At 47.7% G+C, this 23,866-nt stretch carries 28 protein-coding genes and 1 tRNA gene; 27 read left to right on the top strand and 2 right to left on the bottom strand.

The features are described from left to right. Positions 1-218 precede the first annotated feature (218 nt). The 23 genes from AAB523_02190 (at position 219) to AAB523_02080 (ending at position 18,973) form a co-directional block, all read left to right on the top strand. Positions 219-1,448, top strand: coding sequence for an aminoacyl--tRNA ligase-related protein (locus tag AAB523_02190; protein MEK7556078.1), 1,230 nt, complete (start codon positions 219-221; stop codon positions 1,446-1,448). A 1-nt stretch (position 1,449) separates the two neighbouring features. Further along, entirely contained in the window at positions 1,450-2,496 is a 1,047-nt protein-coding gene (locus tag AAB523_02185) for a rod shape-determining protein (protein MEK7556077.1), read from the top strand. Next, positions 2,471-3,283, top strand: coding sequence for a rod shape-determining protein MreC (mreC, locus tag AAB523_02180; protein MEK7556076.1), 813 nt, complete (start codon positions 2,471-2,473; stop codon positions 3,281-3,283). Before AAB523_02185 ends, mreC begins: the two co-directional genes overlap by 26 nt. 27 nt (positions 3,284-3,310) lie before the next feature. After that, positions 3,311-3,574 carry a hypothetical protein gene (locus AAB523_02175; GenBank protein MEK7556075.1) on the top strand — a complete coding sequence of 88 codons (264 nt, stop codon included), beginning with the start codon at positions 3,311-3,313 and terminating at the stop codon, positions 3,572-3,574. A 3-nt stretch (positions 3,575-3,577) separates the two neighbouring features. Beyond that, a complete protein-coding gene (locus AAB523_02170; GenBank protein MEK7556074.1) occupies positions 3,578-5,266 on the top strand; it encodes a penicillin-binding transpeptidase domain-containing protein in 1,689 nt (562 codons plus the stop codon). A gap of 72 nt (positions 5,267-5,338) precedes the next feature. Continuing rightward, positions 5,339-5,809 (top strand): transcription elongation factor GreA, encoded by a 471-nt coding sequence (greA, locus tag AAB523_02165; GenBank protein ID MEK7556073.1) that lies wholly within the window; start codon positions 5,339-5,341, stop codon positions 5,807-5,809. 55 nt (positions 5,810-5,864) lie between these two features. Further along, complete coding sequence (lysS, locus tag AAB523_02160; GenBank protein ID MEK7556072.1) at positions 5,865-7,334, top strand: lysine--tRNA ligase; 1,470 nt, start codon at positions 5,865-5,867, stop codon at positions 7,332-7,334. A 311-nt stretch (positions 7,335-7,645) separates the two neighbouring features. Next, positions 7,646-8,080 (top strand): division/cell wall cluster transcriptional repressor MraZ, encoded by a 435-nt coding sequence (mraZ, locus tag AAB523_02155; GenBank protein ID MEK7556071.1) that lies wholly within the window; start codon positions 7,646-7,648, stop codon positions 8,078-8,080. Between the two features lies 1 nt (position 8,081). After that, positions 8,082-8,972 (top strand): 16S rRNA (cytosine(1402)-N(4))-methyltransferase RsmH, encoded by an 891-nt coding sequence (gene rsmH, locus AAB523_02150; GenBank protein MEK7556070.1) that lies wholly within the window; start codon positions 8,082-8,084, stop codon positions 8,970-8,972. After that, positions 8,969-9,307 (top strand): hypothetical protein, encoded by a 339-nt coding sequence (locus AAB523_02145; protein MEK7556069.1) that lies wholly within the window; start codon positions 8,969-8,971, stop codon positions 9,305-9,307. Before rsmH ends, AAB523_02145 begins: the two co-directional genes overlap by 4 nt. A gap of 77 nt (positions 9,308-9,384) precedes the next feature. Beyond that, positions 9,385-11,097, top strand: a complete 1,713-nt coding sequence (locus tag AAB523_02140; protein ID MEK7556068.1) for a penicillin-binding protein 2 — start codon at positions 9,385-9,387, stop codon at positions 11,095-11,097. 4 nt (positions 11,098-11,101) lie between these two features. Then, positions 11,102-12,397, top strand: coding sequence for a UDP-N-acetylmuramoyl-tripeptide--D-alanyl-D-alanine ligase (murF, locus tag AAB523_02135; protein MEK7556067.1), 1,296 nt, complete (start codon positions 11,102-11,104; stop codon positions 12,395-12,397). A gap of 62 nt (positions 12,398-12,459) precedes the next feature. Continuing rightward, the gene (locus tag AAB523_02130; GenBank protein ID MEK7556066.1) at positions 12,460-12,741 is read left to right on the top strand and encodes a hypothetical protein; all 282 of its coding nucleotides are present in this window, start codon (positions 12,460-12,462) and stop codon (positions 12,739-12,741) included. Positions 12,742-12,902: 161 nt separating this feature from the next. Further along, positions 12,903-12,974 (top strand) — tRNA-Glu (locus tag AAB523_02125). Between the two features lie 268 nt (positions 12,975-13,242). Then, entirely contained in the window at positions 13,243-14,076 is an 834-nt protein-coding gene (locus AAB523_02120) for a GIY-YIG nuclease family protein (protein MEK7556065.1), read from the top strand. Positions 14,077-14,091: 15 nt separating this feature from the next. Beyond that, complete coding sequence (locus AAB523_02115; protein ID MEK7556064.1) at positions 14,092-14,226, top strand: hypothetical protein; 135 nt, start codon at positions 14,092-14,094, stop codon at positions 14,224-14,226. Further along, positions 14,202-14,540 carry a DUF559 domain-containing protein gene (locus AAB523_02110; GenBank protein MEK7556063.1) on the top strand — a complete coding sequence of 113 codons (339 nt, stop codon included), beginning with the start codon at positions 14,202-14,204 and terminating at the stop codon, positions 14,538-14,540. Before AAB523_02115 ends, AAB523_02110 begins: the two co-directional genes overlap by 25 nt. Positions 14,541-14,602: 62 nt before the next feature. Further along, the gene (locus tag AAB523_02105) at positions 14,603-14,863 is read left to right on the top strand and encodes a hypothetical protein (protein ID MEK7556062.1); all 261 of its coding nucleotides are present in this window, start codon (positions 14,603-14,605) and stop codon (positions 14,861-14,863) included. Positions 14,864-14,934: 71 nt separating this feature from the next. Further along, positions 14,935-15,528, top strand: a complete 594-nt coding sequence (locus tag AAB523_02100) for a host-nuclease inhibitor Gam family protein (protein ID MEK7556061.1) — start codon at positions 14,935-14,937, stop codon at positions 15,526-15,528. Positions 15,529-15,978: 450 nt separating this feature from the next. Continuing rightward, positions 15,979-16,323, top strand: a complete 345-nt coding sequence (locus AAB523_02095; protein MEK7556060.1) for a DUF3135 domain-containing protein — start codon at positions 15,979-15,981, stop codon at positions 16,321-16,323. Positions 16,324-16,457: 134 nt separating this feature from the next. Next, positions 16,458-17,684 (top strand): sugar phosphate nucleotidyltransferase, encoded by a 1,227-nt coding sequence (locus AAB523_02090; protein MEK7556059.1) that lies wholly within the window; start codon positions 16,458-16,460, stop codon positions 17,682-17,684. Between the two features lie 123 nt (positions 17,685-17,807). Continuing rightward, a complete protein-coding gene (truB, locus tag AAB523_02085) occupies positions 17,808-18,455 on the top strand; it encodes a tRNA pseudouridine(55) synthase TruB (protein ID MEK7556058.1) in 648 nt (215 codons plus the stop codon). After that, entirely contained in the window at positions 18,452-18,973 is a 522-nt protein-coding gene (locus AAB523_02080; protein ID MEK7556057.1) for a DNA-3-methyladenine glycosylase, read from the top strand. The genes truB and AAB523_02080 overlap by 4 nt, the downstream gene beginning before the upstream one ends. On the opposite strand, the gene AAB523_02075 is transcribed toward AAB523_02080, so the two are convergent. After that, a complete protein-coding gene (locus AAB523_02075; GenBank protein ID MEK7556056.1) occupies positions 18,949-19,134 on the bottom strand; it encodes a hypothetical protein in 186 nt (61 codons plus the stop codon). The genes AAB523_02080 and AAB523_02075 overlap by 25 nt on opposite strands. 1 nt (position 19,135) lies before the next feature. Then, on the bottom strand, positions 19,136-19,591 hold the full coding sequence (locus tag AAB523_02070; GenBank protein ID MEK7556055.1) for a GatB/YqeY domain-containing protein: 456 nt from the start codon (positions 19,589-19,591) through the stop codon (positions 19,136-19,138). 404 nt (positions 19,592-19,995) lie between these two features. On the opposite strand from AAB523_02070, the gene AAB523_02065 reads away from it, so the two are divergent. The 4 genes from AAB523_02065 to AAB523_02050 all read left to right on the top strand — a co-directional run bounded on the left by AAB523_02065 (position 19,996) and on the right by AAB523_02050 (position 23,855). Then, the gene (locus AAB523_02065; protein ID MEK7556054.1) at positions 19,996-20,418 is read left to right on the top strand and encodes a LysM peptidoglycan-binding domain-containing protein; all 423 of its coding nucleotides are present in this window, start codon (positions 19,996-19,998) and stop codon (positions 20,416-20,418) included. Between the two features lie 113 nt (positions 20,419-20,531). Beyond that, positions 20,532-20,753, top strand: a complete 222-nt coding sequence (locus tag AAB523_02060) for a hypothetical protein (GenBank protein MEK7556053.1) — start codon at positions 20,532-20,534, stop codon at positions 20,751-20,753. Between the two features lie 13 nt (positions 20,754-20,766). After that, positions 20,767-22,566, top strand: a complete 1,800-nt coding sequence (locus tag AAB523_02055) for an alanine--tRNA ligase (protein MEK7556052.1) — start codon at positions 20,767-20,769, stop codon at positions 22,564-22,566. Between the two features lie 77 nt (positions 22,567-22,643). Then, positions 22,644-23,855, top strand: coding sequence for a hypothetical protein (locus AAB523_02050; protein MEK7556051.1), 1,212 nt, complete (start codon positions 22,644-22,646; stop codon positions 23,853-23,855). Positions 23,856-23,866 lie beyond the last annotated feature (11 nt).

The following is a 23,866-nucleotide window of genomic DNA, read 5'->3' as shown; positions in this document are numbered from 1 at the left end:
GGTAGGGAACACCATTTCCAAAAAACGACCACATCCGCCCACTAGGGCGGATTTTGTATTCTTGATTCTCTCTCTTCTTTAAGATAAGATAACCCTAATGCGTCCCGTTAGAGGCCGCGATCGACTCCGTATGTGATCCGTATTTCCGGCACATAGCGTAATTATATATACTCATGGATACCAAACATACAACACGAACGCGATCTGCCTCTAACGGGATGCGCCAATCTCACCTTGCAACAAAAACACGAAAAGAGGCTCCAGCCGATGAAGTTGCGAACAACGCAAAACTTCTTATTCGCGCCGGTTTTATAGATAAACTGGGAGCGGGGGTGTACACCTATCTGCCTCTCGGATTGCGCGTGCTTAAAAATATTGAGAATGTTATCCGAAGAGCAATGAACGCGGCGGGAGGGCAGGAGATACTGATGCCTTCGCTTCAACCAAAAGAGAATTGGGAAAAAACAGGACGATGGAACACGATGGATGATTTGTATAAAGTGAAAGACAGCTCCGGCAGAGAAAACGCGCTTGGTCCTACGCACGAAGAAGTGGTGGTGCCGCTTGCGACGCAACTCGTTTCTTCATATAAAGATCTTCCGCTGTATCTCTATCAGATACAAAATAAGTTCAGAATGGAATTGCGCGCAAAGTCGGGGCTTTTGCGCGGGAGGGAATTTATGATGAAGGACTTGTACTCATTTCACGCTACGGAAGAGGACTTGGAAGCATATTATGAAAAAATGAAGGGAGTGTACCACAATATCTTTGAAACGGTTGGTTTGGGTGGTCTGACACGCCTCACGTTTGCTTCGGGAGGCAGTTTCAGCAAGTATTCTCACGAATTTCAGACGGTGACTCCGGCGGGAGAAGACACGATATATCTCTGTGAGTCGTGCATGGTAGCCGTGAATAAAGAAATTATTGCTGAACAGAACGTGTGTCCGGAATGCGGTAACAAGGAATTAAAAGAAGAACGATCAATTGAGGTGGGTAATATTTTCAATCTTAAGACCAAATTCTCCGATGCATTCGGACTGACGTACAAAGATAACGCCGGGGCAGAGCAGAAAGTGCTCATGGGATGCTATGGGATCGGACTCTCGCGTGTTATGGGAGCGGTTGCAGAAGTGCTTTCGGATGAGCGTGGTCTTCTATGGCCCCAGTCCATCGCGCCGTTTTCGGTGCACCTGCTTTCTCTCGGGAAGGACGCCGAAGCGGAAGTTTTGTACGAAGCGCTTCGGGCAAAAGGAATTGAAGTACTCTATGATGATCGGGACGTTTCCGCGGGAGAAAAGTTTGCCGATTCCGATCTGATCGGCATACCTCTCCGGATGGTGGTGAGCAAGAAAAGTTTGGAAGCGGGAGGAATTGAAGTAAAAAAGCGTCTCGAGAAAGAGGCAGAGATCCTCACGAAAGAAGAGCTCTTTAATCGGCTTTTAAAATAATATGTTTGAGAAATTCTATAGTTTATTTTCCAATGATATCGGCATTGATCTGGGAACGGCGAATACGCTCGTGTATCTGCGCGGCCACGGCATTGTGATCACCGAACCGTCTGTTGTCGCGGTCAATCAAAAAACAGGGCGTGTGGTTGCGATCGGAACAGACGCAAAACAAATGCTGGGCCGCACCCCGGGGCATATCACCGCGATTCGTCCGCTGGTGGACGGGGTTATTTCCGATTTTGAGATCACTGAGGAAATGTTGGCGTATCTGATGAACAGGGTCAAAAAAATATCCAATAAAATGATCCGCCCGCGCGTGGTGATCGGTGTTCCTTCAGGGGTGACGAACGTACAGATACGCGCTGTCCGCGACGCGATGAAATCCGCCGGAGCACGCGAGGTTCACATTGTGGAAGAACCCATGGCGGCGGCTATCGGTATTCGTTTGCCGGTTAAAGAACCGGTCGGTTCCATGGTGATAGACATGGGCGGCGGGACGACCGATATCGCGGTCATCTCATTGGGTGGCATTGTGCACTCCAAGAATCTGCGGATTGCCGGAGACAAACTGAACACGGACATCATTTCTTATATTCGCGATGAGTTCAAGATCCTGATCGGCGATCGCACCGCCGAAAGCGTGAAGATCGCCATCGGATCGGCGCTTGGCGATACGTCGGCAGAGGCGTCCATTAAAGGCAGAGATCTTATTACCGGGTTGCCCCGGGAGGTTATTATTACGGAATCAGATATCAGGGAAGCGATTGCTTCGTCCATCAATCATTTGGTGGAAGCGGCGAAGGAAGTATTGGAGGGAACGCCGCCGGAAATTCTCTCGGATGTCATGAATCGCGGCGTGATGCTGGTTGGCGGCGGCGCGCTCATTCCGGGCCTCGCAGAACTCTTACACAAGGAGCTGAAGATACCCGTTCATATCGCCGATGATCCGCTCACGTCAGTCGTGCGCGGAACGGGAATCATCGTGGAAGATCTCGAATATTTCAAGGATGTATTAATTGAAAATGAAGATGAGTTACCGCCAAAATAACACAAAGCGTAATACACTGGCGGTTGGCGTCGTTCTTGTGTTGGCGGTATCCACTTTTTATTTTTGGGGCGGCACGATCTATTACGGTATTTCTGCGGCGGCTCACTACGTTTCGGAGCCGCTCTGGAAAGCGGGGAATCGCATGAGCAATACGGCTTCTTCATACAGTGCCTTTTTGGATTCAAAGGAAACTTTGGAGGGGAGGAATGATGAACTGGAGAAAGAGGTTCAGGAGCTTCGCTTGAAACTCCTCTCTAAAGATCTGTTGCTGAAAGAGAATAAGGAACTGAAGGCGATACTCGGGCGTGTCAGCAATCAACGTGCCATACTTGCCACAGTGCTCTCTCGGCCGAACAATTCTCCGTATGATACATTGATCATTGATATCGGGAAAGATAAGGGAATAGAGAAAGGAGACAAGGTCTTGGTTGCCGGAGAGATCGTGGTGGGGACGGTAGGGGAGGTGTACGCGCGTTCTTCAAAAGTGGAACTGTATTCTTCCCCGGGCCTCACAAGAGACGTTGTGCTGGGAGGAAGCGGTATTCCCGCGACCGCTAAAGGGAAAGGCGTTGGCAATTTTGAGATCATACTGCCGCGTGATGTTTCGGTCGTTTTAGGCGATGTGGTCACCATTCCTGATATTGACCTGACGGTGCTCGGCAGCGTTCTGTATATCGGGAAAGACCCCAACAGCCCGTTTCAAACGATTCTTGTGAAAAGCCCGGTCAATTTTAGTGAGTTAAAGTGGGTAGAAGTCGTTATCTCTTCTCCCGAGCATACCAATTAATACGTGATCCCTAAAACTGTTGTATCCATGATAAAAAGAGCTATCGCAGATGTATGTATACTATTGAGTGTCTTATACGCGCCGTGGTGGGTGACGGCGTTCATCGGTATTCTTTTTGTGTTTTATTTTAGTAATTATTACGAACTGATAGCCGCAGGCGTACTTGTTGATGTACTCTACGGAAACAATAGCACCCCTTTATTCCACATCCCTTTTATTTTCAGTATCGACTCAGTTGTTTTTTACGTTCTCGTTCAATTCTTGAAGACCAAAATGCGCATGTATATCTAAATTATGTCAAAGAAACGAACATACAATCACGAAATAGATCCCGATGAGATCTTCTTGGATTCCCATAATCTTCCTGAGTTTGACATACATCAGTTTGAAGGAAGAATTGAACGTCCCATTTCCAAACAGGCGGTCGCGCTGATGGGTATCGTGTTCATGCTAGTGGGAGTAGTTTTTCTCGGACGCCTGATGGACCTTCAGGTGGCACGCGGAGAATCTTATCGAGAGCGCAGTGAAAATAATCGTCTGCGACATATTCCTATCTTTGCGGAGCGCGGAGTGATCTATGACAGGAACAATCAAGAGATGGCATACAACGTGCCGAGCGAGGATGATTTTTCAGAACGGGAATATATCAAACAAGAAGGATTTTCGCACGTTCTCGGATATATCAGTTATCCGAAAAAAGACAGTTCGGGCTTTTATTATCAAACCGCTTTTGAAGGCAAGAACGGCATTGAAAGTACGTACAACGATCTCTTAGAAGGGAAACAGGGGATCAAGATAAACGAAGTGGACGTGTTTGGCGGCGTGCAATCCGAGAGCACCATACTCCCGCCCGAGGACGGTGAAAATATCGTGCTCTCCATTGACGCGCGCGTTCAGAGCAAGTTCTATGAATTGATAGGAAATTTGTCCCGCGATGTTTCGTTTACCGGCGGGGCGGGTATTATCATGAATATTGAAAACGGGGAATTGCTCGCGCTGGCAAGTTACCCGGAATACAGTTCGGATGTACTCTCTCGCGGTAGCGACAGCGAAAAAATAAGCGCGTACATCAACGACCCGAGTAAACCATTCTTGAACCGAGCTGTTTCAGGGCTCTACACGCCAGGGTCAACGGTCAAGCCGTATGTGGGGCTTGGCGCGCTACATGAAGGTATTGTGACGGCAGATACTTCAATACTCTCCACCGGCTCCATATCAATTCCTAATCCGTATTTTCCGGATCTACCCTCTATTTTCAACGACTGGAAAGCGCACGGATGGGTGGATATGCGCAAGGCGATCGCTGTTTCATCCAACGTTTATTTTTACGAGATTGGCGGGGGTTACGAGGACCAAAAAGGACTCGGTATCGCAAAAATAGAAAAATACGTCCGCATGTTCGGTTTGGGGGAACTGACCGGCATAGATATACCGGGAGACGTGGAAGGAGTGGTCCCGAACCCGCAGTGGAAGGAGAGCAATTTCCCCGGCGACCCGTGGAAGGTTGGCGATACGTACCATACGTCAATCGGACAGTATGGTTTTCAAGTGACGCCTCTGCAAATGGTGCGCGCCGTTGCGGCGATTGCAAACGACGGCACGTTGGTAAAACCGCACCTTTTGATCGGGATTTCGGAGCAGCCGATCAATCAGGAAGAGTTTATCGTGGGCACCATAGATATAGAAGGAAAATATTTCAATGTCATCAAAGAGGGAATGAGGCGCGCGGTTATTGAAGGATCAGCAACCGGGTTGAATATTTCCGGGGTCAGTGTCGCGGCAAAATCAGGTACTGCGGAAGTGGGGGTCTCCAAGAAACGCGTCAATTCATGGATCACGGGATTTTTCCCTTATGAAAATCCCAAATATGCTTTTACGGTTGTCATGGAAGAGGGTCCCCGCGCAAATTTGATCGGAGCATTGTATGTGATGCGTCAGCTTCTGGAATGGATGGCGGTGGAAACACCCGAATATACGCAGTGACGAATAAACCAACCATTCATTGACTTTTGACCTTCTTGTCCCTATAGTTAGAACTTATATATACATACCTATATGAACGATGAGCAAAAAACATACTTGAGCAAAGAAAAACACAAAGAGCTTACCGAAGAGCTCGATTTTCTTAAGACGAAGCGACGCAAAGAAATTGCCGAGAAGCTTGAGTACGCCAAGTCGCTTGGCGATCTCTCTGAAAATGCCGAGTATCATGAGGCGCGAGAAGATCAAGCAAACACTGAACGGCGTATCATTGATCTGGAAGCATTACTCAAAGACGTAGAAGTGGTGAAGAAACACCATAGTGAAGAAGTGGAGATCGGGTCTGTTGTGGTTGTGCAAAAAGAGGGCGAGAAAGAAAAAAGAACCTATCAGATCGTTGGTTCTGCGGAGGCGGACTCCGCTCAAGGAAAGATCTCAAACGTGTCTCCGCTCGGCGAGGCACTCATGGGCAAGAAAAAAGGGGAGACTGCTTCTTTCCAAATCCCCGCCGGTGAGGTAAAATATAAAATTATAGACATTGAATAATCAGCTTCTTTAGCCAGAAGTTCCCAAGAACTTAAACGCGAGAAGCTCTCCCCCCGTGGCATCTCTAGAAGAACTTCGCAGTGAACGCATTAAAAAGCTCCAGAATCTCAAGACAGAAGGGATAAATCCATATCCTATTGTTTCGCATAGGGAATATTCACTTGCCGAGGCGCTTCTCGCATTTCCAAAACTCTCAAAAAGAAAAAAACCGATCGTTCTTGTCGGGCGCGTGCTCGCACTTCGCAAACAAGGCGGCCTCATATTCCTCAATTTTAGTGACGGCACGGAAACACTGCAAGCGATGATGAAGAAAGATGATCTTAAGAATGGAAGTTTTCAGTTGTTTGCCGACAACATAGACATTGGCGATTTCGTTGAATTCACGGGGTCGCTCTTTATCACCAAGCGAAAAGAAAAAAGTATTCTGGTGAAGGGTTGGCGCATGCTCGCGAAAAGCTTGCGACCGCTTCCTGACCAATGGGCGGGACTCTCGGACGTGGAGGAGCGATTCCGAAAGCGATATCTGGACACGCTTATGTCTGCCGAAGTGAAAGAGCGTTTCGTCATGCGCTCGCGCATGATCACGACATTGCGCTCCCTCTTGGACAAAGAAGGGTTTCTTGAAGTGGAAACACCGATATTACAACACCACGCCGGTGGGGCTACGGCAACGCCGTTTACGACGCATCACAATGCGCTTGATGTTCCACTCCATCTGCGCATTGCCCCGGAACTGTATTTGAAGGAACTTTTGATCGGCGGATTTCCGAAAGTGTATGAGATGGGAAGAAATTTCAGAAATGAGGGCATTGACGCGACACACAATCCGGAATTTACCATGCTTGAGTTTTACGAAGCATACAGCGACACGAGGAAACTCATGGTGTTCATGGAGCGCATGATAAAAGCAACGGTAAAAACGCTTTTCAAGAAACAGAATATTCCCTACGGCGACAACACCATAGATTTCTCTAAAAAATTCCAGGTCGTTTCGTACCTTGATCTGCTCAAGCGCTACGCGCTCATCACACACCCGGAATCTATCACCAAAGAAGAAGCGACGACCAAGGCGCATCAGCTGGGCGTGCCGGTGGACAAGGGGGATGGAGTGCAGAAAATACTTGATAATATCTACAAAAAATCATGCCGGCCAAAACTGATACAGCCGACCTTCGTTATTGATTATCCTACCGATTACCTACCGCTTGCGAAACGGAAAGAAGAAGGAGGAAATCTCGTTGACGCGTTTCAATTGGTCATCGCCGGCATTGAAGTGGGGAAAGCGTTCTCCGAGCTCAATGATCCGCTTGATCAGGCGGAGCGTTTCAAAAATCAGGAAGAGCAAAGAAAAGCTGGCGACAAAGAAGCACAGACTCGCGACGATGCATTTTTGGAGGCAATGGAATACGGTATGCCGCCCGCGGGAGGCGTAGGGATCGGCATTGAACGCCTAGTGCTTTTGTTTACCAATACGCACAATGTTCGCGAGGTCATTTTGTTTCCGACATTGCGTCCAAAAGGGTAGCACGGAAGATTTTTTAAGTTTCTCGATCAGCACTGATCAAATCATAGATCCGGGTATTGTTTCCCCACTACTCCAGTATACTGGAGTAGTGGGGAGGGGAGAGATTCCGCACAAATCGTGAGATATACAAAAACCGACCCCCGATGGGCGGTTTTTTAATGCGTGCCTCACGGGCGTTTTTACCATGCGCGATAATGTTTTATGGAGTACGGGAGGGTGGCTCTTGTGGATAACTTTTTTGTGTAGTGGGATGAAGTGGTATAGAATGAAAGGCAAGTGGGATAAGGTGGGATGTTTCCCAAACACCAACCATGCTCATAGGCGAATACATACACACGCTTGATCCAAAAAAAAGGCTTTCGCTTCCCGCTAAATTTCGCAAAGAGGTAGGGAAAAAAGTCGTTATTACGCGCGGTTTGGACAAGTGTCTGTTTATCTACCCCTTGAAGCAATGGGAAAAGATCTCAGCAAAGCTCGCGGAGCTTTCCATGGGAAAGGCGGACAGCAGGGGATTCAATCGCTTTATTCTTGCAGGTGCCGTTGAAACAGAAGTGGATGTTGCTGGACGAGTGCTCATTCCGGATTTTCTAAAGGCGTTTGCGCATTTGCACAATAAGGTCGTTGTGGCGGGTGTGCATAATCGCATTGAAGTATGGGATGAGAAGTCTTGGAACACCTACACTGTGCGGGTTGAAAAACAGGCTGACGAGTTGGCTGAAAAGTTAGGGGAGATCGGAGTTCTGTAACATGCACCAGTCAGTTCTTTTACACGAAGTCATCACGTATCTGGATATTAAGAAAGGAGATGCGGTTTTAGATGGAACCATAAATGGCGGCGGTCACAGCAAGGCCATGTGCGAGCTCATTGGCAGCAAAGGGAAGTTGATCGGGATCGATCAGGACAAGGACGCTTTAGAGCGGGCAACGAAAGCGCTTAGCGAATGCGCTACGCCGCACTCTCTTATTCAGGAAAATTTCAGGAACCTTGATCGGGTACTTTTAAGCACTGGTATGAAGACGGTAGACAAGATATTGCTTGACCTGGGTTTCAGCAGTTTTCAGATAGAAACGTCCGGAAGAGGGTTTTCTTTTCAGAAAGACGAGCCACTTCTCATGACCTTGAAGGCATCCCCACAACCGGAGGACCTCACCGCGGAGGAGATCGTGAACACATGGGAGGAGGAGCACATTGCGGATATCATCTACGGATTTGGTGAAGAGCGTTTTTCACGAAGGATCGCCAAAGGGATTGTATCGGCTCGGGAAAAAAAGCGCATTACCACGACAGGGGAGCTCGCACGGATCATCATTGAGAGCGTTCCCGAAAGACTACGGAGTGGGAAAATACATCCCGCCACCAAGACATTTCAGGCACTGCGCATCACGGTGAACGATGAACTGGGAGCGCTCACAGAAGGGCTCGAGAAGGGGATACGAGCGCTTTCTCCCGGAGGAAGGATGGCCGTCATTTCATTTCATAGTCTTGAAGACCGGATCGTCAAAAACACGTTCAGGCAAAAACAGAAAGAGGGAATCGTTTCCATACTTACCAAGAAGCCTCTCACCCCAAGCAGAGAAGAGATCGGAGAGAACAAGCGCGCGCGGAGCGCTAAATTGCGGGTCATAGAAAAATTATGAGAACAATGAGCCTACCACAACGAGATATCAACTACGAACAAGCGGCATTTTGGGCAGTATCCCTTTTGGTGCTCTCGTTCGTCTTTGGCTATTCATATTTTGTAAATGCGACCGTCCTTCACGTGGTAGGGCGCCAAAACACGGAACAAAAGGCATCCGAAGTGCGTGCGCACATTTCTGAACTTGAAACAACTTATTTTGCGCGTATGAATGGCATGAATCTGGATCTCGCGGTATCATATGGACTAGAGGAGGCCGGGGAAACAACATTCGTATCTCGTAAAACACTGGCCAAGAAGACCCTTACGTTCAATAATAGATCTCTTGCGCAATAATCTTTTTATTGCAATACATATCTTGCATAGCTTTCACATTTTTCCTTCGCCTCAATTAACACGCAGCGTCTACTTGTATGAAAGCTGAAACTACACCGCGCATTCATATACTATTTTTTTTAATGCTACTCTTTGCGATAGTCCTCGTAGGGAGGCTTTTTTTTCTTCAAATCGTGCATGGGCAAGCATATCAAGAAATGGCGGACAGTCAATATGTGACGTCCGTCTCCAACATCTATGAGCGTGGGTCCATTTTTTTTCAAGATCGAAGAGGACAGCTCGTGTCTGCGGCAACGTTGAAATCGGGATATATTATTTCCATCAACCCCAGCATAATAGAAAACTCCGAGGAGGCGTACGAAAAAATACAAAAGATCATTCCTCTTGATAAAGAGTCTTTCTTCGTCAAAGCGGCAAAGAAAGAAGATCCCTACGAAGAGCTTGCTCGCCGTGTCGCAGAGGAGTCAGCTTTTGCGGTGCGCGACCTTGAGATTCCGGGCGTTTCAATCCAGAAAGAAAAGTGGCGTTTTTATCCCGCGGGGAAAACCGCCGCGCATATTTTGGGGTTTGTCGGGTACAGCGGCGACACGCTGAGCGGGCGCTATGGCCTTGAACGCTATTATAACGACATACTCTCGCGCGCGAACGAAAATCTCTACGTAAACTTTTTTGCCGAAGTTTTCTCCAACATCACGGATTCAATTCTCAAAAGTGATAATTCCAAGGAAGGAGATCTGGTCTTAACCATTGAGTACAATGTGCAGTTAGCGCTTGAGGCGACGCTTGCGCAAGTGATGAAAGACTGGTCTTCGGAATCCGTGGGAGGCATTATCATCAACCCAACCGACGGAAGGGTGTATGCCATGGCATCACTGCCTAATTTTGACCCCAATCTATTTCAAAAAGAGGAATCCTTGGCCGTATTCGGGAATCCTATTGCGGAAAATGTGTACGAAATGGGGTCCATCATCAAACCACTCACCATGGCGGCTGCTCTGGATACCGGCGCCGTGACCGCGCGCACCACATACAACGACAAAGGGTATATCAATTTAGACGGGTATCGGATAGCCAATTACGACGGTGAAGCGCGCGGCGTAGTGTCTATGCAGGAAGTATTAAATCAGTCGCTCAATACGGGTGTTGTGTTCGCGGAACAGAAAATGGGAGGGGAGGCCTTCCGCTCATATATGGAGGCGTATGGCATCGGCAAAGAAACCGGCATTGAAGTGCCGAATGAAACAAAAGGACTCACCGACAACTTGAAGAGCGGACGCGAAGTTGAATACGCGACTGCCTCTTTCGGGCAAGGTATCGCCATGTCGCCGATCGCAACCGCACGCGCGCTTTCCACGCTTGCAAACGGCGGATTACTTATTGAACCGTATCTCGTGGACCGCATTGATTATAAGAACGGGGGAAGCAAAAAAACCTATCCCGATGAAGGGACACGCGTACTTAAGAAAGAGACGTCCGAGGAGATCACGCGGATGCTCGTGAAGGTCGTGGACGAGGCGCTTTTGGGAGGCACGGTGGCACTGCCGCACTATAGTGTTGCCGCAAAGACGGGCACTGCGCAGATTGCGGATCCAAAACAAGGAGGTTACTATGATGATAGATATCTCCACTCATTTTTCGGCTATTTCCCCGCGTATAATCCGCAGTTCCTCATCTTTTTATATAATGTAAACCCGAAGGAGGTGCGATACGCTTCGCAAACGCTTACGAGTCCATTCATAGACATCACGAAATTTCTCATCAATTATTACGAGGTCCCGCCGGACCGATAAACACATGATCAAACGCATATTAAAAAATATCATCGTGCGGATACTGGAGCTTGAAGCGCGGCTTGTGCTTAAGAAATATAAACCCAAAATAATTGCGGCAACCGGCAATGTGGGCAAGACGTCCACGAAGGATGCTATCTACGTGATGCTAAGCAGGGCTTACCATGTTCGCAAAAGCGAAAAGAGCTTCAATAGCGAATTAGGAGTACCGCTTACTATCTTAGGATGCGAAAGCGGATGGAACAGTCCTCGCCTATGGATGTCAAACATTCTTGAAGGGCTCGCGCTCATCTTCCTCAAGAACCACTATCCCAAATGGCTCATACTTGAAGTCGGGGCGGACCGGCCGGGCGATATTTTGCGCATTACCAAGTGGCTCTCTCCCGACATGGTGGTGGTCACGCATATTGGCGAAGTGCCGGTGCATGTTGAGTTCTTCAAGTCCGTCAAGGAGGTGGTGGCGGAAAAAAGCCATCTCGTTCGCGCCCTTAAAGAAGGCGGACTTCTCTTCCTAAACGCCGATGACGAGCAGGTGCTTTCCATGAAAGAGCACTCGCGCGGAAAGGTCTTCACGTTCGGCACGAGCGAGAAGGCGACGATGCGGGCAACTAATGAGCAAATTCTCTATGACCAAGACGGCAAACCCGCAGGCGTGACATTCAAGATCAACTATGGAGAGAGCAGTGTGCCGGTACGTCTGCAGGGGACAGCGGGTTTTAGCTATGCCTACGCGGTTTCTGCGGCGCTCTTGATCGGCGTGTCGGAGGGTTTCAATCTGCTTTCGGCAGTGGAGTGGATACAAGAATATGAAACGCCGCCGGGACGTTTGAAGATCATAGGGGGTATCAATCGCACGAGCATCTTAGATGACAGCTACAACGCTTCTCCCGCGGCGATGGACGCGGCTTTAAGCACGCTCGCGGCCGTAGAGACGAAAGGAAGAAAGATCGCCGTGCTCGGGGATATGATGGAACTGGGAAAACATTCCACCGATGAACACAAAAAAGTAGGCGCGCTTGCGGCGGGTATTTGCGACATACTTGTAACGGTCGGCATGCGCGCTCAAACGATAGCCGAGGAAGCGCACGCGAAGAAAATGGGGAAGCGTGACATCTTCTTGTTTGATGATGCGAGGGAAGCAGGGGTTGCCTTGAGAGGCATCGTTGCAGAAGGGGATGTTATCTTGGTAAAAGGATCGCAGTCAATGCGCATGGAGCGTGTCGTGGAGGAATTGATGGCGCACCCGGAAGACAAACGCCGACTGCTCGTTCGCCAGGAGACAGAGTGGCTGGAGCGATAAAACTTTCGCGGGTATATATTTTGTTTGACAGAAAGAGTATTGAGAGGGTACGCTTAGAGAGTATGATTTGGCAAGACATCGGGATCATGATCATTCAATGGGCTTTTTTCTTCGCGCTCATACCAACGGTGTTGAGTAAAGACAAGCCGCCTTTTTTCACGAGTCTCCTTAACGGGATCCTTCTTCTTTTTCTTGCGATTATTTTTTCCACATTGCATCTCTGGGGCAGTGTGACAAGCACACTTCTTGTGGGTGGAACGTGGTTTTTTATCGGATTCCAAAAATATCGCACAGAGAGTAAAACGAAGTTGCTTACGGCATCAGCGCAAAAAATTAAACCGTAGATTTTTCATAAAAACGTGTTACAATACGCCCATATTAAATAGCTCGTTACGAGCTATTTTTTAAAAAGAGCCTGTCGTCAGGGTAAGCCTTGCAAAGACGATGTCTTACGTGGTACATGAATGGACTTTTAATTACCGATTGATATACAATCTTATCACTTGGCCCTATCGTCTAACGGTTAGGACATCGCCTTCTCAAGGCGGCAATCGGGGTTCGATTCCCCGTAGGGTCACAGATTTGAACGCAGTGAAAAGCTGTGACCCGGAGAGAAAGACAACTGCTTGTCTTTCGCGGGAATCGAACCGCCGGAGCGTTATACGAATTGGCGAGGAGCGAAGCGACCCCGCGCAACGAGTATCGCGGGGCGGATTGGCACTCATATTATTATTTTATATCTAAAATATTATGGATATGGAAAAGCGATCGAAACAGCTGCACCCTTTCCGCCATAAGAATTTTTTATATTTGCACTCAAGATCCAAAAATGATTTAATTCCTTTATGCCACAAGTAATAACAACAATACTGTTAGATGACAATCCGAATGGTGTAAAAATAGCAGAACTTTCTAATTGGAAAGGTCAGATATTTATCATTCCGAGGAATCATCTCAATTCCGTCCGAGACAGAGCAGAGATGAATCAGGCGGGAATATATTTTCTCTTTGGAGATGGAGAGGACCGCCCCCTTGTATATATTGGTCAATCTGAAAACTGTGCTTCAAGACTCACTTACCATGACAGAGATCGAGAAGACGAACAATGGAATACAGCTATAGTGTTCACGGGCGGCTTGCATGGCACATATATTAAATATTTAGAAAGCATTGCTGTTAAGACCGCAACAAATGCAAATAGATATGAAGTGATTAACCGCACAGCCCCAACGGAGAATCAATTAACAGAAGCGCAAAAAATTACTGCAGATGAGTTTTTTAAGAAAATAAAATTTCTAGTTACGTTTTTTGGATTTCAATTATTTCAATCTGTTAGAGAATTATCTTCTGATAAGGTTACCTATCATTTAAAAGCGGATGGCGCTGACGCAAAAGCCCAGCTTTTGGATGATGGGAGCCTCAATGTACTTAAAGGCTCTCTTGCGCGAATTAGAGAAACGGAAGCATTTTTCGGTTGGTCAAAAGCAGCTCGAAAGAAATTTCTTGAAGATGGCACACTTGTAGATAATGAGGATGGAATTTCTTATAAGTTCACAAAAGATGCTGTGTTCAATAGTCCCACTGCCGCAGCCGCAACAGTAACTGGCCGACCGATAAACGGCTGGACGGCATGGAAAGATGAAAGCGGAAAAACATTAGATGAAAATATAAGAAAGTAAATTATCTATTTGATCATGAATTATTTCGTCTTAATTGTTGTCGCTGTTGCGGGGATCGCGCTGGGGTCGTATTTTGCCAGGCAGAGGAACGGCTGGCTGGCTGATCGAGGACAGGAAGAAATAATATGCAATCTCACATCACAAAAATAGCATACGAACTTGGCACAGCCCTACGTGAAAAAGGTATTAAGCTTGAGCTTGAACATTGGGATGGACACAAACACGTGGACATTTTCATACCAAGCGCCGGGCTATGCATTGAGGTAGACGGGGCACAACACTACACTAACGCAGATCAAATACTTCGGGATCTTGAGCGTGCACATTATTCGGATGATGATGGGCAACGAACTATGCACATCCCTAACGAAATCGTGACAACACATTTTAAAAAGGTTGTGGATGCTATAGCTAAGACAGTCTCGATCCGCCACGAGGAGATATCAAACGGCGAGATAGCGTAGTATTCTTATGGAAGCCGCTATTTCTTCATAAATTAAAACTTTAACAAACCAAGCAATACAACATGATGGAAAAATTTGAGAAAGAAAATCCTTTTATGCAAAGGTATGAAACGGACCAAGAGCTTAAAAAGGCGATAGACAAGAAGATCGGCCGGCCATTGAATTGGCAGTTGCTTAAAAAGACCGAAAGCGAAGCTCTGTATGCGGGTATTGATCCAGTCACGGAAGTAGTGTACGCGATCTCAAGCAAAGAACATGAGAATGTTTTTATTGAGACATTTGGTTCCCTCAGCGAAGCACTCGCTTCCGTTAAAGAACAGTAGAAAAGCCACGGCCCGCGGGTATATATTTTCTCCCTATCCAGGCGTTTGACTTCCTTTTTGGGGGGAGTAGTATGGCGCTAGTATTCATACATGATCTTTCAAAAGAGGTGTTTCATATGGGAACAACAAGGCAGAAGGTAGAGAAAGCGTTTTCTCGGATGGCCGGCATGCTTAAGCGGTTGGCAAAATATGTGGAGGAGATCGGAAAAGAAGGAGAAGTAATCCGTTCCATCAAAAAAGAGTACGACAAACAAATCACACAGTTGCACAAAGAAGGGCAGGGGAAGATCAGTCCGCATGAAAAAAGGCGGGAAAAATTGTTTAATGATCTGCTTCGTCTCGCGCTTCCCAACTGGAAAGGACTCGTGAACAAAGGAAAGGAAACGATCGAGCTTTCCACCGGAGTAATCCAGAGCCGATTGGCGGCGCTTCCTAAAGTGACAGTGCTTGATGAGGAGAAGGCGGTCAGAGCACTTGAACGAAAAGGATTTCGTGACTGCGTGCGTGTCATCAAAGAAGTTGATAAAGAGATGATACAGAAAAAGCCTGGTGCCGCGAAAGGCATTAAGTGGATCTCAATGGAGCGCTCCCGCACCATCACAGTCAAACCCGTCAAAGGGGTCGTGTTGACCCGTTCTCTGGATAAAATGTCAGAGAAAGTGTAGATACGTAAAATATTTTAAGGCCGATCACGTGATCGGCCTTTTTATTTGATATTCTTGACAAATTTTTTGTATCTGTTATAAAAAATATACCTTTAAAGCTGACATTTTAATGGCTTTGAGGGGGAGCTTCGGTCATTCGACCGAAGCTACGGTGCGCCAATCCAACTGCCGATCCAACAGGAGGAGTACGCGATGAAAAAAGCATCCATTCGTGCCGGCCCCATGCCGGCAAACAGAGCTCGTTTGATTATCTCTCTCTGCATCGGCGCCGGCCAGTTCGGCTAACAGCCGAAGGGCAGCGCAACAGCGCAACTGACACGCAGCGCTTACATAAACAGCGTTGTCCCCCGAAGCATCACCGCTTCGGGGTTTTTTATTTGCAGGTGCTTGACATAACAGGAAAAGAGTTTAATAATATATGCAGATAAAGCACGCCAAAGGAGGTGTGTCATGAAAGCTCTCTACAAGATCACTGTCAGTTCGCGTTATGACTACTTGTTCAAACTCTACAAAGCTGATCCGAAGGAGTTTGAACGGCATACCCGGGCAATGATAGAAGCACAGATACAGGGAGCGTCTCCCCATCTGCAATTAAAGTTGCGCGCTCTGCAGTCCCTACTCTTCGCTGAACTTTCCCACTACAAACATCCCGTCGCGCGGATGAACCGCATGGTGGAATTGTTCTGGAACAAGGCTATTGAACTTCAAAGCGCGCTCAACGGTTCTTTACCTAAACCAGCAGAGAAGTCTAAAGGGCACAACGCAAAAGTCATTGCACTTTTCAAGAAAGAGTAGCCATTTTCCCGGGATCAGTATGATTCCGGTTTTTTGTTGCGCCATTCAAAAGGTTTGACATGAGCGAAATATTTTGGCATAATCCAGCAGGATTTTTTATCTTTGAACATTGAGTATTCAAAAGGAGACAGATCATGTACCTGCAGAATGATGTTATCGGCATTGTACTTGCCGGCGGACGGGGGAATCGGTTATTGCCACTCACCGCGGTGCGTGCAAAGCCTTCCGTGCCGTTTGGCGGGAAGTGGATCATCGCGGACCTCGCGTTATGGAGTCTCTATAATTCCGGGATCAGGACCATTAAGGTTCTCGCGCAATATATTTCGCAACCGTTGATCCAGCATGTGCAAAGGAGTTGGCCGCTTCGTCCGCATGGCGAACCGCACGTAGAGGTTGTTCCCGCTCAAATGCGCGTACATGACGACTGGTATCGCGGGACCGCGGATGCGGTGTATCAAAATCTGGACCTCATTTGCAGAAACAGCGGATGCTTTCCGCTTACCGCTATCTTTGCGGCTGACCATATCTTTAAGATCGATGTGGGGCAAATGCGTGAGTTCCATGATAAAAAACGCTCTCAGTTCACGGTGTGCGTCAAGGAGATGCCGACAGAGGATGCCTCCGGTAAATTCGGTGTTCTTATCGTTGATGAGGAGGACCGCGTCATCGGTTTTGAGGAAAAGCCGGAAAAGCCAAAAGAGATATCAGGGAAGCCGGGCTACTGCTATGCGTCCATGGGCAATTATCTGGCAGACTCGCTCCTTCTTAAGGAGGCACTGGAAAAAGATGCCCGTGATGAATCTTCAAGTCATGATTTCGGGAACGATGTGATCCCCGAATTGATCCGTGGTGGCGTGGCGATGTTTGCGTATAATTTCGCACACAACACCGTGCCGGGACAAGAAGGGCCGTACTGGGTTGATGTAGGAACCGTCAAATCTTACTGGGGAGCAAACATGGACCTTGTGGGACCATGGCCGTTACTCAATCTGTATTCGGAGGAATGGCCTATCTTGCCGCACCCCGATAGTCTGCCGCCTGCAAAGTATGCGAGCGGGGGGAACTATGAACATATGCTCGTAGGGGGAGGATGCATCATTGATGGCGCAAGCATAAGCAAGTCTGTGCTTGGAAGAAAAGTTCGTGTTTTTCACAACGCTGAGATCGAGGAATCCATTCTTTTTTCGGGAGTAACTATCGGAGAGGACGTGCGCATGAGGAAGGTGATCATTGATGAAAGCAATCATATTCCGAACGGCACGCGCATTGGTTTTTCGGAGGAGGAAGACAAAGCGAACGGTCTCAAGGTAAAAGACGGCATCACGATAGTTCCGTACAATTTTTCTTTCACGAAAAAATAGATCTTTTTGTTCACGCCGGCCTTTCATAGGCCGGCTTTTTTATCGTAATGCGGCGGACTTTCGGCGCTCGCGATTGCCTGGTATCATGGGAAGGTGTCTATACCTCAAAATATTTTCTCAAATATGAACAGCCAGCAAAGAAACATTTTATTGATCGATAAGCCGAAGGGTATCACCTCGTTTGACGTCATACGCGCTTTGCGCAAGAAATTAGGAATGATCAAGATGGGTCATGCCGGCACGTTAGATCCTTTGGCAACGGGGCTCATGCTCGTGGGCGTGGGCGAGGGGACCAAAGAACTTGGAGGTCTCCTCGGCTTGCCGAAGACCTATGAAGCAGAGGTGCTCCTTGGCGTGAAGACCGAAACGGGCGATTTGGAAGGGGCAACGATGGAAGAAACTGCCGTTTCGGAGATAAACGAAGGAGAGGTGAAAAAAGTACTTGCGGGAATGGTGGGGACTCTCTTGCTTCCCGTACCGAAATATTCTGCCGTGAAGCGCGGCGGTGAGCCGCTCTACAAAAAAGCGCGGAGAGGCGAGCATGTGGAAGTTCCCATCAAAGAGATGGCAGTTTATTCTTTGAAACTCCTTACGCACGCGCCGTTTGATAATAAATATGTGCTTGGCATAGAACTTGAGGTAGGCAGCGGAGTCTATGTACGGTCAATTGCCGAAGAGATCGGAAGACGGCTCGGAGTACCCGCGACGATCAAAGAACTGCGCCGCACGAAGATCGGAAAATATTGCGTGGAAGACGCGGAGAAAATATGAGAAAAGTATTGAGTGAAAAATTCTTTGCGCGGGATGCGCTTCTCGTGGCCGAAGAGCTTCTCGGAAAATTCTTGGTGCGGAAGTATGGGGAGAGGGAAGAAGCGCACATGATCACCGAAGTGGAAGCGTATGACGGACACTTAGACAGAGCAAGTCATGCAAGTAGGGGGAAAACAGAGCGCAACAAGCCCATGTGGGGGTCGCCAGGACGCTTTTATGTGTATCTCGTCTATGGCATGCATAACATGCTTAATATCGTAACAGGACCGAAAGATTACCCCGCGGCGGTGCTCATTCGTGGCGTGGAGGGGCTCCGCGGGCCCGGTACATTAACAAAAGCATTGCGAGTTGATAGAACGTTGAATAATAAAAAAGCGGATAAAAAAACGGGACTCTGGGTTGAAGACAGGGGAGTGATGATACAAAAGAAAGATATCAAAAAAGGCCCACGCGTCGGTGTGCGTTACGCGGGGCCGGTATGGAGCAAAAAACCTTATCGATTTCTTTTTAAGGGGTGAACCGAAACCTCGGAAGGGTTTTGGCGGTCCGCCTTGGCAGAGGCCTCTTTCAAGTTTTCTTCTTCAATTTTCTTTCGTATCTTCAGCAACTCTTCATCAGCCGTTTTCTTGACGGCCTCTTCTTTGTCCAGTTCTTCTTGGGGATGAGGGTATGTTTCCATATTATGCGAATAGCTCGTCAACCACTTCTTTAACGTCGGCTCCATCCGCTTTGTCTTTGAGTTCCTTCATCAGGGTTCCCATGAATATGCCCTTCTTTGTCGGATCGCTCATGCCGAGTTCGGCTTTTTTCGCTTCCGCCGCGCGACGAATGTCTTCCTTGCTCATGGTCGCCGGAAGATAGGTTTCCAATATCGCGAGCTCTTTCTTTTCCGATTCGGCAAGTTCCGGACGCCCTCCTTTTTCAAATTGTAGAATAGAGTCTTTGCGCTGTTTGACGGCGCGCTTGATAACGGCGATCGCCTCTTCATCGGAAAGTATCTCGTCGGGCTTTTTTTTGCTGGCTACCAACTCGTTGGTAAAACCGGTCAAAAGTCCTCGCAGAGTGGTGAGGCGCACCGCGTCCCGCGCTCGCATGGCATCCTTCAGTTCTTCTTTGATTTGTTCATGTATTGTCATAGCTTCCATTATAAGGTTCCGGACAGATTATTCAATGAATAGATTTTTCGCCATGGGTACGTATGATCATCCTGTGTATTTTCCACTAACCACCACTACTCCAGTATACTGGAGTAGTGGGGGGTTATGGTGTATGGCATATACTTGGAATTTACTCCTAAAGCCTGCCTGCCGACAAGGCAGGGTTTAGTCAAGTTATTGAACCATTACGGGGTATTGACCCCGTTAGAGATCACGGAGCACTTTTCTCGAAAAATCTTTTAAATCTTGTTTGTGTGGGTCTCGAATACGTGTATAGGTATTATACCTCCTGCGACCGTGTCCTATCTCTAACGGGGTTGACAAAAACTTGAAATAGTGTATAGTTAACTCAGTATTTCAACCATCAAAAAGGAGCTCTTTTCATGAACATGATGATCGTGAAGCAGTATCTGCGGAATGCCCTTCGTGTCGTGCTCGTTTCGGTGATTGTCGCCCTGAGCATGCTTATCGGTGACAAGTTCCAACCGTTCACCTATCTGGAACTGACCATGGGCTATCTGAATCAGACGGAGGTGAAGAAGACGGTCGTTCACAAAGCGTCGCCTGCGAAAATCGCCGATAAGGTTGCCCCGAAAAAACAGGCACAGGCAGAGATACCAGAGAAAGATGCGCTCTGGGAACACGTCGGGAAGATCAAGGGCGAATACGTGGTGAAAGACGGAGACACACTGTGGAGCATTGCGCGAAAGCATAATGTTCCGCCGAAGGAACTCCTCGTCGCAAACAACATGACCCGCGACACCAAACTGCGCCCCGGCCAGCTGATCACTATTCCGAAGAGCTGATACACCACCTATGTTCTTTGTACACGGAACCGTACCCACGGTTCCGTTTTTTTTGTCTTTGTTTTCACTTCTGTGTATAATGAAAGGCATTAATTGTCATTAAATCCTTTGCAATGAATATACTTATCATCGGCATGACCATCGGTCTCATCGGCAAGGTAACGCTCGGTGTTGCGGTCATCCGAGTTCACATGCATCTTGCCGAAGAGCGCAAGGTTGACGGCGACGTCATACGCGCGATTGAACGCGAGAAATATGTTACTGCGAGCGCTATTTTTCTCATGATTGCCGGATATCTTTTGGAGACGACATATTTCATGGGATTTTTCGCGTAACGAATAACAGAACATGACATCGCGCGAGATCAGAAACCGATTTCTTTCTTTTTTTGAACGCCGTGGGCACGCAGTCATCCCGAGCGCTTCTTTGGTGCCGGAGAATGATCCCTCGGTGCTCTTTACGACCGCCGGCATGCAGCCCTTGGTGCCGTATCTCTTAGGCACACCGCACCCTAAGGGAAAACGTCTGGTGAATGTGCAAAAATGTGTCCGCACACAGGACATAGAAGAAGTGGGCGATAACACGCACGACACGTTTTTTGAAATGCTCGGCAACTGGTCGCTTGGCGATCCTGCCTCGCCTGACGGCATCGGAGAAGGCGGGTATTTCAAAGAAGAAGCTATTACGTGGAGTTATGAATTTTTGACGTCAAAGGAAGAGGGGTTGGGTCTTGATCCGAAACGATTGTATGTGACTGTGTTTGAAGGCGATGAAAATGCTCCGCGTGACACCGAATCAGCGGAGATCTGGAAAAGTTTAGGCATACCCGCGCATCGCATCTATTATCTGCCCGCAAGCAAAAACTGGTGGAGTCCGGGAGACAATGGCCCCTGTGGCCCCGACTCCGAAATGTTTTATGATCTCACCGAAAAAGGCCTAGGCGATATGACACATGAAGAATACCTCGCGGCTGACGACAGGCAAGATGTCGTGGAAATTTGGAACGATGTGTTCATGGAGTATGAGAAAAAAGACGGCAAAGTGATCGGCAAACTTGCGAATAAGAACGTGGACACGGGCGCAGGATTGGAACGGCTCGCGATGGTGTTGCAGGGGAAGCGTAATGTGTTTGATACTGACCTTTTTTCTCAATTAATGGTAGAGACGAAGAAGATCACGGAAGACATGCGCGCAGAGCGTGTTATTGCAGACCACATGCGTACCGCGACCATGATGATCGCAGACGGTGTGACGCCCTCAAATACTGATCGCGGATACATCCTGCGCCGGCTTATTCGTCGTGCGGTGGTGAAAGCGGGCGGAACATTAATGCCCGAACATGTGAGCGCAACCATCTGTGCGATAGTGGAAACCTATAAGGGTGTGTACGTCAACGTTCTGGAAAACAAAGAACGAATTGCGGAGGAAATAAATAGGGAGATTGAGAAATTCAGCGGCTCGGTCGCAAAGGGAATGAAAGAATTCGAGAAACTAGCAAAGACTGGCGTAATCTCGCCGGTAGACGCATTCATTCTTTTTTCCACCTATGGTTTTCCGATAGAAATGACGGAAGAACTCGCGAAAGAGCGAGGAATCATGGTTGATAAAACGGGATTTGAAACGGAGTTTAAAAAACATCAGGAACTTTCGCGCGCGGGGGCGGAACAAAAATTTAAAGGGGGTCTGTCCGACACGGGCGAAAAAACGACCATGTTGCATACCTCTACGCACCTTATGCTTGCGGGACTGCGCAAATTCTTGGGTGAGCACGTGCATCAAGCGGGATCAAACATCACGACAGAACGTACGCGCTTTGATTTCACACACCCGGAGAAAGTGCCGCGTGAGATTTTGGATAAGGTGGAAGCGTACGTGAACGAAGCGATTGGCAAAGGTTGCGCGGTTGTCGTTGAACAAATGCCGAAGGAAAAAGCAAAGAAGACGGGCGTAGAAGGAAGTTTCTGGGAAAAATATCCCGATATGGTGAATGTGTACGCGGTGAAGAGCGAAGACGGCACGGTATATTCGCAAGAACTTTGCGGCGGACCTCACGTTGAGAATACCAGAACCATAAAAGGCACATTCAAGATCATAAAAGAAGAAGCGTCGTCGGCAGGTGTACGCAGAGTTAAAGCAGTGCTTGAATAAAAAAAGAAAGACCAAACCTTTTTAATTTCCACAGAGAAACGAACCACTCTTTTCTCCAGACATGATATAATATCTTTATGGTATTTTCTGTTTTTACGCGAAAGAAGAGTGGTAAAATTGCGCTCGTATTTGATATTGGTTCAGCAAGCGTTGCCGGTGCCCTCGTACTGTTTAAAACAGGGGAAACGCCGAAGATCATCTACGCTGTTCAAAGAGACATGATTTTTCAGGAAGAATTGGATGCTATACGACTGCGCGGCATTATGCTTAAAACACTTAACGAAGTGGCCATGGATGTGCAAAAAAATGGTGTTTCTCATTTAAAATTCACACAGATGGGAAGCCGTGTTCCGGAGGTGGCATACTGTACGCTTGCTTCTCCGTGGTACGCGACGCAAACACGGATGATACGGGTAAAAAAAGATAAACCGTTTGACGTGACGAAACAATTCATTGACGATCTTATGGGAGCGGAAATAGAAGCGTTCAAAAGTTCGGAGGAGGTCAGGGGGTACATAGGAGATGATAGAGCCAGTGTCATGGAAAAACGGCTGATACAGGTCAAATTAAACGGCTATGAAACATCCGAACCGCACGGGAAGAAAGCGCGCTCTATTGAGGCGGCTCTTTTCGTCTCTGTGTCTCCGAAAGAATTGCTTAAAGATATTGCGGGAGAGATACGGAGGACATATGTCGTCTCGGAGGTAGAGTTTAGTTCTTTTTCACTTGTGGCTTTTGACGTGTTAAGAAATATTGCTCACCATGCGGATAATTTTTTGTTTCTTGATATTTCCGGGGAGGTCACTGATCTCACGCTCGTGAGATCCGGCATACTCCTTGAAACGGTTACATTCCCCATCGGGAAAAGAGATATCATCCGCAAGCTTGCGAAGATATTGAAAACCAATCCGGCTGACGCGCTTTCAATCTTGCACTTGTATCACGAGCAGAACATCAGCACTCACCATGAAGACAGCATTAAAGTGGCACTCTTCTCCGCGGCGGGTGAATGGACGAGCAGTTTTCAAAACGCACTTAGTACGTTGTCGGAATCTTTCGCAATTCCGAGCAAAGTTTTTTTCACTTCCGATAAAGACCTTGAAGAATGGTTCGCTTCGTTGATCACTAAAGAGCAATTTGCGCAATTCACCATGACGGATGAAAAATTTGACGTTACCCCCGTGAATGCGGCGCTTCTCAATGATTTTTGTCGTTTCAATTCTTCTGCCGCGAGAGACCCGTTCATTATGATTGAAACAGTGTTTGCAAACAAAGTGCGGGGCTTGTAGTATTAACGTAA

It is taken from the genome of Patescibacteria group bacterium, assembly GCA_038063375.1.
Taxonomy (GTDB): Bacteria; Patescibacteriota; Minisyncoccia; order Phycocordibacterales; family JANLHH01; genus JANLHH01.
This window is presented reverse-complemented; position numbering and strand designations above follow the sequence as displayed.

What these genes read in the sequence shown, in the direction of transcription:
- AAB523_02190 (MEK7556078.1), top strand. Translation starts at nt 219, where the DNA reads ATGCGCCAATCTCACCTTGCAACAAAAACACGAAAAGAGGCTCCAGCC.
- AAB523_02185 (MEK7556077.1), top strand. Translation starts at nt 1,450, where the DNA reads ATGTTTGAGAAATTCTATAGTTTATTTTCCAATGATATCGGCATTGAT.
- mreC (MEK7556076.1), top strand. Translation starts at nt 2,471, where the DNA reads ATGAAGATGAGTTACCGCCAAAATAACACAAAGCGTAATACACTGGCG.
- AAB523_02175 (MEK7556075.1), top strand. Translation starts at nt 3,311, where the DNA reads ATGATAAAAAGAGCTATCGCAGATGTATGTATACTATTGAGTGTCTTA.
- AAB523_02170 (MEK7556074.1), top strand. Translation starts at nt 3,578, where the DNA reads ATGTCAAAGAAACGAACATACAATCACGAAATAGATCCCGATGAGATC.
- greA (MEK7556073.1), top strand. Translation starts at nt 5,339, where the DNA reads ATGAACGATGAGCAAAAAACATACTTGAGCAAAGAAAAACACAAAGAG.
- mraZ (MEK7556071.1), top strand. Translation starts at nt 7,646, where the DNA reads ATGCTCATAGGCGAATACATACACACGCTTGATCCAAAAAAAAGGCTT.
- rsmH (MEK7556070.1), top strand. Translation starts at nt 8,082, where the DNA reads ATGCACCAGTCAGTTCTTTTACACGAAGTCATCACGTATCTGGATATT.
- AAB523_02145 (MEK7556069.1), top strand. Translation starts at nt 8,969, where the DNA reads ATGAGAACAATGAGCCTACCACAACGAGATATCAACTACGAACAAGCG.
- AAB523_02140 (MEK7556068.1), top strand. Translation starts at nt 9,385, where the DNA reads ATGAAAGCTGAAACTACACCGCGCATTCATATACTATTTTTTTTAATG.
- murF (MEK7556067.1), top strand. Translation starts at nt 11,102, where the DNA reads ATGATCAAACGCATATTAAAAAATATCATCGTGCGGATACTGGAGCTT.
- AAB523_02130 (MEK7556066.1), top strand. Translation starts at nt 12,460, where the DNA reads ATGATTTGGCAAGACATCGGGATCATGATCATTCAATGGGCTTTTTTC.
- AAB523_02120 (MEK7556065.1), top strand. Translation starts at nt 13,243, where the DNA reads ATGCCACAAGTAATAACAACAATACTGTTAGATGACAATCCGAATGGT.
- AAB523_02115 (MEK7556064.1), top strand. Translation starts at nt 14,092, where the DNA reads ATGAATTATTTCGTCTTAATTGTTGTCGCTGTTGCGGGGATCGCGCTG.
- AAB523_02110 (MEK7556063.1), top strand. Translation starts at nt 14,202, where the DNA reads ATGCAATCTCACATCACAAAAATAGCATACGAACTTGGCACAGCCCTA.
- AAB523_02105 (MEK7556062.1), top strand. Translation starts at nt 14,603, where the DNA reads ATGATGGAAAAATTTGAGAAAGAAAATCCTTTTATGCAAAGGTATGAA.
- AAB523_02100 (MEK7556061.1), top strand. Translation starts at nt 14,935, where the DNA reads ATGGCGCTAGTATTCATACATGATCTTTCAAAAGAGGTGTTTCATATG.
- AAB523_02095 (MEK7556060.1), top strand. Translation starts at nt 15,979, where the DNA reads ATGAAAGCTCTCTACAAGATCACTGTCAGTTCGCGTTATGACTACTTG.
- AAB523_02090 (MEK7556059.1), top strand. Translation starts at nt 16,458, where the DNA reads ATGTACCTGCAGAATGATGTTATCGGCATTGTACTTGCCGGCGGACGG.
- truB (MEK7556058.1), top strand. Translation starts at nt 17,808, where the DNA reads ATGAACAGCCAGCAAAGAAACATTTTATTGATCGATAAGCCGAAGGGT.
- AAB523_02080 (MEK7556057.1), top strand. Translation starts at nt 18,452, where the DNA reads ATGAGAAAAGTATTGAGTGAAAAATTCTTTGCGCGGGATGCGCTTCTC.
- AAB523_02075 (MEK7556056.1), bottom strand. Translation starts at nt 19,134, where the DNA reads ATGGAAACATACCCTCATCCCCAAGAAGAACTGGACAAAGAAGAGGCC.
- AAB523_02070 (MEK7556055.1), bottom strand. Translation starts at nt 19,591, where the DNA reads ATGACAATACATGAACAAATCAAAGAAGAACTGAAGGATGCCATGCGA.
- AAB523_02065 (MEK7556054.1), top strand. Translation starts at nt 19,996, where the DNA reads ATGAACATGATGATCGTGAAGCAGTATCTGCGGAATGCCCTTCGTGTC.
- AAB523_02060 (MEK7556053.1), top strand. Translation starts at nt 20,532, where the DNA reads ATGAATATACTTATCATCGGCATGACCATCGGTCTCATCGGCAAGGTA.
- AAB523_02055 (MEK7556052.1), top strand. Translation starts at nt 20,767, where the DNA reads ATGACATCGCGCGAGATCAGAAACCGATTTCTTTCTTTTTTTGAACGC.
- AAB523_02050 (MEK7556051.1), top strand. Translation starts at nt 22,644, where the DNA reads ATGGTATTTTCTGTTTTTACGCGAAAGAAGAGTGGTAAAATTGCGCTC.